14 protein-coding genes are annotated in these 12,364 nt (G+C 39.8%); all 14 read right to left on the bottom strand.

The window, feature by feature from the left end; translation table 11 throughout:
* Positions 1–159: 159 nt before the first annotated feature.
* The 14 genes from NST13_RS01060 to NST13_RS00995 all read right to left on the bottom strand — a co-directional run bounded on the left by NST13_RS01060 (position 160) and on the right by NST13_RS00995 (position 12,363).
* Positions 160–1,860 (bottom strand): proline--tRNA ligase, encoded by a 1,701-nt coding sequence (locus tag NST13_RS01060; RefSeq protein ID WP_342581178.1) that lies wholly within the window; start codon positions 1,858–1,860, stop codon positions 160–162.
* A gap of 212 nt (positions 1,861–2,072) precedes the next feature.
* Entirely contained in the window at positions 2,073–3,338 is a 1,266-nt protein-coding gene (gene rseP / locus NST13_RS01055) for an RIP metalloprotease RseP (RefSeq protein WP_342469837.1), read from the bottom strand.
* A gap of 30 nt (positions 3,339–3,368) precedes the next feature.
* On the bottom strand, positions 3,369–4,514 hold the full coding sequence (gene dxr / locus NST13_RS01050) for a 1-deoxy-D-xylulose-5-phosphate reductoisomerase (RefSeq protein WP_342469838.1): 1,146 nt from the start codon (positions 4,512–4,514) through the stop codon (positions 3,369–3,371).
* An 18-nt stretch (positions 4,515–4,532) separates the two neighbouring features.
* Positions 4,533–5,327 carry a phosphatidate cytidylyltransferase gene (locus tag NST13_RS01045; RefSeq protein ID WP_342469839.1) on the bottom strand — a complete coding sequence of 265 codons (795 nt, stop codon included), beginning with the start codon at positions 5,325–5,327 and terminating at the stop codon, positions 4,533–4,535.
* Entirely contained in the window at positions 5,324–6,109 is a 786-nt protein-coding gene (locus tag NST13_RS01040; RefSeq protein WP_342469840.1) for an isoprenyl transferase, read from the bottom strand. The genes NST13_RS01045 and NST13_RS01040 overlap by 4 nt, the downstream gene beginning before the upstream one ends.
* Positions 6,110–6,361: 252 nt before the next feature.
* On the bottom strand, positions 6,362–6,916 hold the full coding sequence (gene frr, locus NST13_RS01035; protein ID WP_342469841.1) for a ribosome recycling factor: 555 nt from the start codon (positions 6,914–6,916) through the stop codon (positions 6,362–6,364).
* Positions 6,916–7,641 (bottom strand): UMP kinase, encoded by a 726-nt coding sequence (gene pyrH / locus NST13_RS01030; protein ID WP_342469842.1) that lies wholly within the window; start codon positions 7,639–7,641, stop codon positions 6,916–6,918. Before pyrH ends, frr begins: the two co-directional genes overlap by 1 nt.
* A gap of 95 nt (positions 7,642–7,736) precedes the next feature.
* A complete protein-coding gene (tsf, locus tag NST13_RS01025; RefSeq protein ID WP_342581177.1) occupies positions 7,737–8,624 on the bottom strand; it encodes a translation elongation factor Ts in 888 nt (295 codons plus the stop codon).
* A 126-nt stretch (positions 8,625–8,750) separates the two neighbouring features.
* Positions 8,751–9,470 (bottom strand): 30S ribosomal protein S2, encoded by a 720-nt coding sequence (rpsB, locus tag NST13_RS01020; RefSeq protein ID WP_342581176.1) that lies wholly within the window; start codon positions 9,468–9,470, stop codon positions 8,751–8,753.
* 157 nt (positions 9,471–9,627) lie between these two features.
* Positions 9,628–10,137, bottom strand: coding sequence for a hypothetical protein (locus tag NST13_RS01015; protein ID WP_342581175.1), 510 nt, complete (start codon positions 10,135–10,137; stop codon positions 9,628–9,630).
* Between the two features lie 86 nt (positions 10,138–10,223).
* On the bottom strand, positions 10,224–10,532 hold the full coding sequence (locus tag NST13_RS01010; RefSeq protein WP_342581174.1) for an RNA polymerase subunit sigma: 309 nt from the start codon (positions 10,530–10,532) through the stop codon (positions 10,224–10,226).
* A gap of 14 nt (positions 10,533–10,546) precedes the next feature.
* The gene (locus NST13_RS01005) at positions 10,547–11,311 is read right to left on the bottom strand and encodes a FliA/WhiG family RNA polymerase sigma factor (RefSeq protein WP_342469847.1); all 765 of its coding nucleotides are present in this window, start codon (positions 11,309–11,311) and stop codon (positions 10,547–10,549) included.
* A gap of 183 nt (positions 11,312–11,494) precedes the next feature.
* Entirely contained in the window at positions 11,495–11,860 is a 366-nt protein-coding gene (locus tag NST13_RS01000) for a hypothetical protein (protein ID WP_342581173.1), read from the bottom strand.
* The gene (locus tag NST13_RS00995) at positions 11,860–12,363 is read right to left on the bottom strand and encodes a chemotaxis protein CheD (RefSeq protein WP_342469849.1); all 504 of its coding nucleotides are present in this window, start codon (positions 12,361–12,363) and stop codon (positions 11,860–11,862) included. The genes NST13_RS01000 and NST13_RS00995 overlap by 1 nt, the downstream gene beginning before the upstream one ends.
* Position 12,364 lies beyond the last annotated feature (1 nt).

Below are 12,364 nucleotides of genomic sequence, written 5' to 3'. Positions count from 1 at the left end.
ACCACCTTTAATTGAAAAATGCCTTGATGGAATAAAAAATGAAAAGAATTCGCAAAACTCTATCAGGCAAGACGGTGAGGCGTCTCGTCTATAGAAGAGCGAATTCTATTTTAACTGCCATCTATTAAGTATACACTATTTTTTCAAGACTGTTTGGATTTATTGTGTTCGAAAAAATTCATTTAAACGGTCGATTAACTCTTCTTTTACGCATTCGATTGTTTCGCCCGTTTTCCGATTTTTTACTTCCACCATTCCTGTTAACGCCTTATTCCCAATGGTGATCCGTATCGGCAAACCAATCAAATCGCTGTCCGCAAACTTTGCACCTGCCCGTTCGTCCCGGTCATCGTATAAAACATCATATCGGTAAGTGGTTAAAATATTGTACAGCTGCTCTACAAGGTTCAATTGTGCTTCATCATTAACATTGATCGCCATCAGATGCAAATCATAAGGTGACAGATGTTTCGGCCATATAAATCCTCTATCATCCTGGCATTGTTCCGCCAGTGCGGCAAAAATCCGGGTCAATTCCAGTTCGTAACTTGCCATTTGCAATGGAATTTGTTTCCCCTCATCGCCGGCGATGGTTGCCTGCATATTTTCCATATACCGATTTCCTAATTTCATTATACGGCCGAGCTTAATCCCCTTCTTCAACTGAATGCTTCCTTGTCCATCAGGGGAAGGGTCTCCCTCTTCGATAAATCGGATATCTTCGTACAGATTGATGGCAAAGTCACGATCCGGATTCACATTGATATAATGATAGCCGTCTTCATTGGCGCCAGTGACAGCGTTTACAACGGATTTGATTCCATTATCCGCGATCACTTTGATATCGATAGGCAGTTTTAACGGGCCGATTGATCCTTTGGAGCAGCCTATGTGTTTTTTGATTTCTTCTTCACCGGCAAATTGTACATTCGTTGTATTCAAAACTTTGGCTATTTTCCTTAAATTCAGCTGGTGGTCTCCGCGGACTAAAGCAACGGTGATATCCCCGTCGACGTTTAATACAAGTGATTTTATGCATTGACTTGGTTCCACTTGCAAAACATCACATAATTCCTGAATCGTCTGGACATTCGGCGTAGCCAACTTTTCAAGCGGCTTCATTTCTTCAGTGGAGCGTTCATATTCGGTAGATACTTTTGCGATTTCCGCATTGACGGCATAATTCGATTGATCTGAACAAGCAATGATTTCTTGTCCGATATCCGAGAAAATGACAAACTCGTAAGATTCATTTCCGAAAGGCCCCGGATCCGCTTCCACCATTTGAATATTTAATCCCAAATAAGAAAAAATCCGTTCAAATGTTCCAATCATTTCTTCAACCGTGTGATTTAAACTTTCGTCGCTGTCGTGGAAAGAATAAGCTTCCAACATTAAAGGCTCTTGCGCATGGAATAAATCAAAGCGCAATTCCTTTTCTCTCCGAATTCTTTTCTGCAATTGGTAAAAGGTGATCGGCAATTTTTTATAGGTTTTTATTTCATCCCGCACAATGGAAGTCATTACATCCATACTTTGTCCGATGACAAATTCCTGTTTGTTCCGATCTTGGAAATGTATCAATTCTTCATCGAAAAAATGCAGTCTCCCTGACTGCTTCCACAAATCAACCGATTGGATGGAAGGCAATTCAATTTCAATCGCTTCCTTATTCTCCATTTCTTCCCGGATGATTGTTTCAATCTTTTTTAATACCCTCTTCGCCAATGGCAAATAGGAATAGGTGCCTTTTGAATGTTGACGTATGTATCCTGCACGCAGCAACATTTGACAAGATTTCGTATGAACATTTTGTGGCACTTCCCGCATCGTTGGGATCAACGTTACACTTTGCTTCATAAGTGCTCCACCTTTATCAGTTTCTATCTTTTTTAATAGAATAGCATACCCATTAAAGTGTTGAGTATATACATTTTTTTGATATTTATTTACTGTATTGATTCACTTATCAATAAATCTTGCAATGATGCATCCAATATTAAAATTTGATGATGAAAAAGCAAAAATCGCCCCGACGTTCCATCGGATGGCGATTTCTTGACGCAATTTTTTTATTGGAAAAACAATCGTTGAATGTCGTTCCATGTGACAGCAATCATTAATATCATTAAGAGCACGATTCCCACCAAATGAACCATGCCTTCTTTTTTGCGATCGACAGGTTTTCCTCTCAATGCCTCAATGCCGAAGAACATTAAGCGGCCACCGTCCAAGGCTGGAAGCGGAAGCAAGTTCATGATTCCCAAGTTGATGCTCAATGCCGCTGTCCAGTACATAAGGGTGAAGAAGCCGTGTTTTGCCACTTCCCCGGTGTATTGGTAAATGCCGACAGGACCGGCCAAGTCATCAAGGGTAAAGTTCCCTGCAATTAAATACACCAGCGCCTGTAGAATTAAAAGGGTGTATTCCCACGTTTGTTGAAAACCATAGCCAATGGCTTTGATTGGATTTTTCACAAGCGGACTTTGGTACATGACACCAATTTGTCCAACTTTTTCACCGTTTTCCATTTTCACTGTTTCAGGGACGACGGATAGTTCCACTTGCTGTCCGTCCCGTTCAACAATGAATGAAAGCTCTTTTCCAGGATTCTCTTTTACAAAATCGGTCAATTCATCCCATTTTTTAACCGGTGTTCCATTAATGGATTTTACATAGTCCCCTGCTTCCATCCCTGCTTCAGCGGCTGGGCTGTCATCGACCACTTCCGTAATAATCGGTTCATTCGTTGGCACTCCTTGGAATATACCGAGGAATATAAAAATGGCAAAAGCCAAAATAAAGTTAAACAACGGTCCCGCAAAGATTGTAAGTGTACGGTGCCATAACGATTTTGCTTCAAAAGTCCGATCATATGGTGCAATTAACGTTTCTTCCCCATTTTCAACAATGATTGCATTCCGGGCAATGTCGAAACGGACTAAACGCTCTTCTTCATCGTAACCTTCAATCCATAATTTTTTATTTAAATCTGCCCGCTCCACTTCCATAAATAACACATTCGGATGTCGGACACTTTGATTTAAATAAATCTTCTCGACCTTTTCTTCATCATTTAATATGAGACCTACCCGATAACCAGGTTGCAGCTCAATTTGATCGAAATCCTCACCGGCCATCCGGACATAGCCGCCCAAAGGCAATAATCGGATCGTATATAACGTTTCCCCTTTTTTCATGCCAAAAAGCTTAGGTCCCATACCAATGGCGAATTCCCGCACTAATATGCCTGCACGTTTCGCAAAGATAAAATGCCCAAATTCATGAAAGAAAACGATTAATCCAAATACGAGGATAAATGCTAATATTGTTTGCATAGTATACCACCTTTAGAGCTGAGCTCAAGTTTATTGTACCATATGAAGCACTTTTTTTCTTGTTTCCCTATCCACATGCAAAATCGTTTCCAAATCCGGGTTTAGAATATTGTTATGGCTGTCCATCATGCGTTCGATAATTTCCTCAATTTCCAAGAATGGGATCTTTTCCTGTAAAAACAGTTGCACTGCCGCTTCATTGGCTGCATTCATTGCCGTTAATACCGTTCCGCCCATTCGACCTGCTTCATAAGCAAGTTTTAACGCTTTAAACCGGTCAAAATCCACTGCTTTGAAATGCAGCTGTCCGATTTCCGCCAGATTTAACGTCTTCCCGCCAATCAGAGGCAATCGGTCCGGATAGCTTAATGCGTATTGAATCGGCACACGCATATCCGGGGTTCCCAATTGGGCAATGACGCTTGTATCATGGAACTCCACCATCGAGTGGATGATGCTTTCTTTATGAAGCAACACATCAATCTGTTCAAAGGGCATATCAAATAACACATGGGCTTCAATCACTTCCAGCCCCTTATTCATCATCGTCGCCGAATCAACCGTTATTTTCGCGCCCATTGACCAGTTCGGATGATTCAAAGCATCCCTCACTGTCACATGTTTCAGTTCATCGCGGGTTTTATCTCTGAATGCACCACCGGAAGCTGTCAAAATCAGCCGCTTGATTTGTTTCGGATTTTCACCATTCATCGACTGGAATATGGCTGAATGCTCACTGTCAACAGGCAAAATGGGTGCATGATACTTTTTCGCTTCTTCCATGACCAGATGCCCAGCGGTAACAAGGGTCTCTTTATTGGCAATCGCAATCGTTTTGCCCATGCGGATGGCAGCCAATGTGGAAGGCAGTCCAACACTGCCCAAAACCGCATTCACCAATACTCCGCTTTCCGGGTGAGTGGCCACTTCTATCAACCCTTTGTCACCGTATGTAAAATGTATATGAGGAAACTCTTTTTTTAATGCATGTGCATCTTTTTCTTCTTGCACAGAAACCAGTTCAGGATTCAATGTTTTAATAATTTCCCTTGTTTTTTCTATATTTTTTCCAGCAGAAAAAGCAACAAGTTGAAATTCTTCTGGATGATTTTTCAAAATATCACAAGTTTGCCATCCAATCGAACCTGTTGCGCCTAATAAACTGATTTTTTTCAACATGGGTCCTTCCCTTCATCAACTGACGAAATGCAACAAGTTAAGTAATGGTAATACAAACAATAAGCTGTCAAAACGATCCAGTATTCCCCCATGTCCCGGAAGAATCTTCCCTGAATCTTTCACATCATAATGCCTTTTTATAGCGGATTCTACCAAATCGCCCAATTGTCCGAATACAGAACTTACAATCGTTACAAGAACTAGTATAAACCAAGGTTTATCAAATGGGTAAATCATTTGCATAATGCATGCGAAAACAACCGCCGTGAGTATTCCTCCGAAAAACCCCTCAACGGTCTTATTTGGCGAAATTTCCGGCCATAATTTGTTTTTCCCGAATTTTCTTCCGGTAAAATACGCCCCTGAATCGGTGCACCAAACGATGAGCAGGGCAAAAATAATGAACTCCAGCCCGGCGTTTCTCGTTTCAATCAAATAATAAAAGCCGATACCGATATATAATGCGGACAGAAGTACGAATCCAATCTCATCAAAAGTAAAATGGTTTTTTACAATGACAGAATGAATCAATAACAAAAGGGCCGCAATGACAAGAAATTCCAATTTGCTATAAGAAGTGACTTCATGAACTTTATCCGCCCATGAATCCGGCATTAATAAAACATACACGGTCAAGAAACCAACGAATCCTGGTATTGAAAAAACAGACATTTTTTTCATTCGAAGAAGTTCAAACATTGCTACTGTAGCCATTGCATAAACTAATAGGGTAAATGGGAGTTGACCATAGATGACAAACGGGATGAAAAATGCAGCTGCTACAACTCCCGTAATAATCCGTTGCTTCAATTAATTTCTTCTCCTTTCAATCCACCATACCGACGATTTCTTCTCTGATAGGCATAAATCGCCTCCATAAAGTCTTCTTCATCAAAATCCGGCCAGAGGGTATCAGTGAACCAAAATTCTGTATAAGCCAATTGCCAAAGCATAAAATTGCTTAATCGTACTTCCCCGCTCGTGCGAATCAAAAGATCCGGTTCCGGCAGATGGGATGTCATCAAATATTGGTTCATCGTTTCTTCCGTAATGGCATCAATGGACAATTTTCCTTCCTGAACATCCGCCATCATCTTTTTCATCGCTTTCACAATCTCTGCGCGGCTGCCATAATTTAATGCAAAATTCAAAATAAGTCCTGTATTATTTTTTGTTTTTTCCATCGCATTATTAATTGCTTTTTTTGTATGTTCCGGCAAACCTTCCTTTTCGCCAATCATTTGAACACAGATATTTCGCTCTATGATTTCCGGTAAAAAATCATCAAGAAATTTTTCTGGCAAGCTCATTAAATAATCCACTTCTGTTTTAGGACGCTTCCAGTTTTCCGTTGAAAAAGCATACAGCGTTAAAACTTTCACTCCAAGATCATCTGCCACGCGCGCAATTTTCCGAACGGTTTTCATCCCTTCATGATGACCAGCGATACGTGGCATAGCCCGCTTCTTCGCCCAACGTCCATTGCCGTCCATAATGATTGCAATATGGGAAGGGATCACTTCAATTTTGCCATCCATTTTGGATGCTTTTTTTGCATATTTAGTTTTCCTAAAAAAATTGTAAAATACCATGTATTCCCCCACCTGACAACGTTTTGGACGTATTCTAATTAATAATATCAAAAACCAATATATGTGTCTTTCATTTCCTAAAGAATTATTTGCATTTTTTCTAATTCTTTTAATAACTTATGTTTAATCCGATGACTTTATTGAAATTTCTATTATTATTCAATCAACAAATCCTATGCATAATATGAAATGAAAAAGACGTCCTGAAGAAAAGGACGTCACAGCCTATGGAAAGTTCTTTTTGACAAACCTTTAAATTGAAAGGATTTCGTCTTCTTTTTCTTTTGCTAAATTGTCAACTTTTGCAATGAACTCATCTGTTAGTTTTTGGATATCATTCACATGTCCTCGTAATTCGTCTTCCGTCATTTCCCCGTTTTTCTCCAATTTTTTCAATTCATCATTTGCGTCACGTCGTACATTCCGGATGGCCACTTTTGCTTCTTCCGCTTCTTTTTTCACGACTTTCACCAACTCTTTACGACGTTCCTCAGTCAAAGGAGGAATTGTTAAACGGATTACATTTCCATCATTTGTAGGGGTAATACCAATATCCGATTTTAAAATGGCTTTTTCAATTTCCCCTAAAATGGACTTGTCATAGGGTGTGATTACAAGAAGGCGCGCTTCCGGAGTAGTGATCCCTGCAAGCTGATTCACCGGAGTTGGTACCCCGTAATAATCGACAGTAATCCGGTCCAGTAATTTTGCGTTTGCTCTGCCTGCACGAATCGATGCAAGTTCTCTAGTAAAAGCGGTAATCGACTTGTTCATTTTTTCCTTCGCTTGTTCATATACACTATTCATTATGCATTCCTCCTAACAACTGTCCCAATTTTGTCGCCTAAAACAGCCCGTTTAATGTTACCTTTTTCCATTATAGAGAATACTATTAATGGGATGTCGTTGTCCATACATAATGTGGAAGCTGTGGAATCCATTACTTGAAGACCTTGCTGAATGACCTCTAAATAAGTGAGTGTTTCGTATTTCACTGCATCTTGGTGAATTTTCGGATCCGCTGAATATACGCCATCAACATTATTTTTTGCCATTAAAATAGCGTCCGCATCAATTTCGGCAGCCCGCAATGCAGCCGTTGTATCTGTGGAGAAAAATGGATTTCCAGTTCCAGCAGCGAAAATCACGACGCGCCCTTTTTCGAGATGACGCACCGCTTTTCGACGTATGTAAGGTTCCGCCACTTGGGTCATCACAATAGAAGATTGTACACGAGTTTCCACGTCCAATTTTTCCAGAGCATCTTGCAATGCGAGGGAGTTCATGACAGTTGCAAGCATTCCCATATAATCGGCAGAAGCACGATCCATTCCCATTTCACTACCTATTTTACCACGCCAAATGTTTCCTCCGCCAACAACAACTGCAACTTCCACTCCAAGATCCACTACTTCTTTGATATCTTCGGCCACTGATTTAATAATTTTTGGGGAGATGCCAAATCCTGCTTCTCCTGCCAATGCTTCACCACTTATTTTAATGACTACTCGTTTGAATTGCGGCACACTCATAGTAAACCTCCGTTATGCGTTAATTTAAAATTCTTTTCTGAAAAATAGGGAACACTTAGAGTGCTCCCCATAAAGTTTGTGTATTTATTCTACGATTATTTATTTCCTTTTACTTGGCTCATAACTTCTTCCGCAAAGTTGTCTTCGCGTTTTTCGATGCCTTCTCCTACTTCATAACGAACGAATGAAGCTACGTTACCGCCAACTGATTTCACGAAATCACGAACTTTTTGATCAGAATCTTTAACAAATGCTTGCTCTAATAAGCAAACTTGCTCGAAGAATTTTCCAAGACGACCTTCAACCATTTTTGCCACAATGTTTTCAGGTTTTCCTTCGTTCAATGCTTGTTCAGTCAACACTTTGCGTTCACGTTCAACTTCTTCCGCAGGCACTTCATCACGGGAGATATATTTTGGCTTGATTGCCGCAATGTGCATCGCGATATCTTTCGCTGCATCAGCATTTGTAGTACCTTCAAGAACAACTAATACACCGATGCGGCCGCCCATGTGCAAGTAGGAACCAAAAGCATCTGCATCCGTTTTTGTTCTGATTTCGAAACGGCGAAGAGTGATTTTTTCACCAATTGTCGCAACAGCAGTTGAAATTTGTTCCGCTATGCTTGCGCCTTCCTCGTTTTTCACTTCCAATGCAGCTTCCAAAGACTCAGGTTTAGCTTTTAATAATTGTTCCGCCAAGTTTTTTACTAGTTCTTGGAATTGGCTGTTTTTCGCAACGAAGTCTGTTTCAGCGTTCACTTCCAAAATGATCGCTTCGTTTCCTTCAGTTAAGATGTAAGTTGTACCTTCAGCCGCGATACGGTCAGCTTTTTTGCTTGCAGAAGCCAAACCTTTTTCACGTAGGTAATCGATGGCAGCTTCGATGTCACCGTTTGTTTCTACAAGGGCTTTTTTGCAATCCATCATACCTGCGCCCGTTTTTTCACGAAGTTCTTTTACTAATTGTGCAGTAATTGCCATTGAAAGTTCCTCCTTGGATCATGATTGTTTACTATAAGTTTTAGCCATTTTACAAAGTAAGAAACCATTGTTTCTCAAAAAAAGGTGATAAGTGAAACAGTCACTTATCACCTTTGTAGCAGTGAATTACTCAGCAACTACTTCTTCAGCTGGAGCTTCTGATTCACCTTGTTTAGACTCGATAAGAGCATCTGCAATTTTAGCAGTCAACAATTTTACAGCACGAATCGCATCATCGTTTGCAGGAATTACGTAGTCGATTTCATCTGGATCACAGTTTGTATCCACGATTCCCACAATCGGAATATTTAATTTACGAGCTTCAGCTACAGCGATACGTTCTTTGCGTGGGTCTACCACGAACATCACATCTGGCAATTCGTTCATATCACGAATACCGCCAAGGAATTTCACTAAACGTTCATGTTCTTTTTTCAACTTCATAACTTCTTTTTTAGGAAGAACACCGAAAATTCCTTCTTCTTCCATTTTTTCGATTTCTTTCATACGTGCAACACGTTTTTTGATTGTATCGAAGTTTGTTAATGTACCACCTAACCAGCGTTGGTTGATGTAGTAGTTGCCAGAACGTTCAGCTTCTTCTTTAATAGCGTCTTGTGCTTGTTTTTTTGTACCTACAAAAAGAACTTTTCCGCCGTTTGCACCAACTTGACGCATGAACTCGTAAGCTTCTTCTAATTTTTTAACAGTTTTTTGCAAATCGATAATATAAATGCCGTTACGTTCAGTAAAAATGTATTTTTTCATTTTTGGGTTCCAACGGCGAGTTTGGTGACCGAAATGTACACCAGCTTCTAATAATTGTTTCATTGAGATTACTGACATGTATTTTCCTCCTATTATTGGTTTTATTCCTCCGCATCTTTCATCTGGAATAAGCAACTTAAGAAAACTTCTCAAGCACCACTTACCCATCAAAATGCGTGTGTAATCATCACACCAATTGGTAATATAACACAAACCCCATTGCTGTGCAAGAAGTTTATGATTGGAACTTTAATAATAGTTCGATTTCCGTTTTCCCTTTTTGAGTAATTTTTGCGATTTCTTCGATGGACTTTCCTTCCTGATGCAGCGCCAATACTTTGTCTTTCAAAGATACATCCCTCTGAAGCATTTCATCATTTAGTTTATGCCCTTTTTTTTCATTTGCTATCACATCCGGCATGTTTTCTTGCTCTTTGGCCATGTTCTTTTTTTGTTGGATGTAAGCATTTTTGGCAATCGCTTTAGGGATTGTAGGCAAAATTGCATCCAGGTTCACCACGTTTTTCTGTAAATCATCTTCCACTGGTTCTTTCCCAATAGGATCAGGAACAGTACCCGCTTGCAAATTGGGGACGCTTTTTTGCTGAGATGTTTTTATTTTCGTTAATTCATGAATGAACCGGTCGTTTTCTTCCTTGATTTCCAATAAATATACGCTGATCGCATTTTCCATTTCTTCCATCATCTTATCTTGCCGCGATTCCAAGTCCTTAAATTTTGACATCTTGGAATTTAAAATAAAAATAAGATAAAAACTTATTAATTGGGAAATGGTGAGTATAATAATAAATACTGTAGCCATATAATCTCCTATCCGCTTAAATCAATAAAATTTCCTTTATATGGATGTTTCGCTTCCTGATGTTCCTGCTGATTCTTGCGTTCTTTTTTGTTTTTATCTTGGTCTTTTCCCGTGCCTTTTTTTTCATTATTGTCGGATACTTCAGAGATTTTCTCGGTGTCGTTCACGGTAAGTTGCTTTTTTTCAATTTCCCTGTTCAACGCATCATTTGCATGATATTGTTGCTGAACAACATTTTGTTGATGCTGCTCAGCAATTTTGCCGGCATCCACCGTTTTGGGAATGGCGATTTGCAATTCAACACCTTTTAAACTCATAAGTTCCACCCACTTTAGGCGTTCATCTCATTTGACAACAGTTTTCTCAGTTTCAACAACGCTTTTGAATGAATTTGTGAAATGCGGGAAGTGGATAAATTCAATACTTCCCCGATTTCTGTCAATGTCATTTCTTCAGAGTAAAAAAGACTCAGTACCAGTTGCTCTTTCTCACTTAATTTTTTTATGTTTTCTGCCAATTCTTCTATAAGCTCTTTATGTATCGTTTCCTGTTCCGGTGTTCTGACATTTTCGTCCCGAATGACAAATGACTTTCCTTCTCCTTCGTCCTGATCATGCTGGGGTTCATTGAGAGACAATATATTCGAGAAGAAATGCTCTTGCACCGTTTGATATACTTCTTCAACAGGCATGTTCATATGTTCCGCCAGTTCCTCAGGAGTAGCATGACGCATCAACTTTTGCTCCAGTTGTTCAATGGTCGCTTCCATTTTTTTTGCTTTTTCCCGCGCCGATCGTGGTAGCCAATCCTCTTTTCTAAGGCCGTCAATGATGGCTCCCCGGACACGGAATGAAGCATATGTATCGAATTTCAAGTCTCTATTGATATCAAATTTATTTAAGGCGTCAAAAAGTCCCATCATTCCCAGGCTTGTCAAATCATCCCGGGAGACATTTTTCGGAAGCCCTGAACCAATTCTTTGAACATGATAAGAAACTAGGGGTTTATATTTTTTTATCAGTAAATTTCCTGCTTGCGGATCCCGATCATTTATCCAGCTATTCCATAATTGCTGCTCATCTAGCTTGCTTACCATCGAACCCACCTTTCTTTACGATACGCCTTTTATTACTAATCATTATACCAAAGAAAGGTATAAAAAACACAGTATTCTATAGGACCAAATCAAGCGGTTAACGGTGAGTATTTTTGCTCAATCCTTATGGAAAAGAGCCTAAAAAGCGGATTTTATTACTGAACATAATAGTACTTAAGCATCTTATTCACTCAACATTGAACGGACAAGTTTGGCTATTTCTTCCGAGCTTTCATCTTGAAACTCCATTTTCGAGGATTGATTCAAAGGATTTGTGTCCCTTTCTGAAATCTCATCTACATCCTCTTGAACGCTGTTGTTTTCACCGGTGCCTTCAATAAACTCTTCAAAGAGCCCATCATCCGGCGTATATAGAATATAGCCAATGAGATATCGTACAGCAAACAATAAAATGAAGGCGGCGAGTGCAGCAAAAAAAGATACGAGTAAAATTTGCGAAGGAAAGATGGAAACCTGGTACATGATTGCAAATGTGATTGAAAATGTGATTAAACTTCCCCAACAATTCAAAAAAATTGAACCATACATCAAATTTCACTCACTCCTTGATTGACTGTACGAATCATCAATTTGCACGTTGCAGGATCAAATTCAATCGTCCTGCCGCTATTTCCGCCAATATCTTCCGCCACAAGAGGAATCCCCAATTCATTAAGCACTTTTTTCACGGCTTCGACATTGCGGGGACCGATCCTCATCATTTCTTTTGCGGAAGAAAATTGAAACATTTGTGCTCCTCCGGCAATTTTCGCTTTTAAACGATATTTTTGGGCACCTTCCATTAACAGTTTTTCCACAAGTCCTTTAATGCCTGTATCTGCAAATTTTGCCGTATTGATTGTATCCGTACTGCTCAGCGAAGAGTCCGGCAACATAATATGAACAAGACCGGCAATCTTTTTCGTTTCATCATATAAAACGACTCCCACACATGATCCCAGTCCTGATGTTCGTATTGTATCGGGAAATTTGACCACATCCATTTGGGCAATACCCACTTTGACAACCTTCCCTGATTGTGGAGTAAACATA

This window comes from Ureibacillus sp. FSL W7-1570 (genome assembly GCF_038593265.1).
GTDB classification, from domain to species: Bacteria; Bacillota; Bacilli; order Bacillales_A; family Planococcaceae; genus Ureibacillus; species Ureibacillus suwonensis.
The sequence above is the reverse complement of the archived record's forward strand: the minus strand, read 5'-3'. Positions and strand labels throughout refer to the sequence as shown.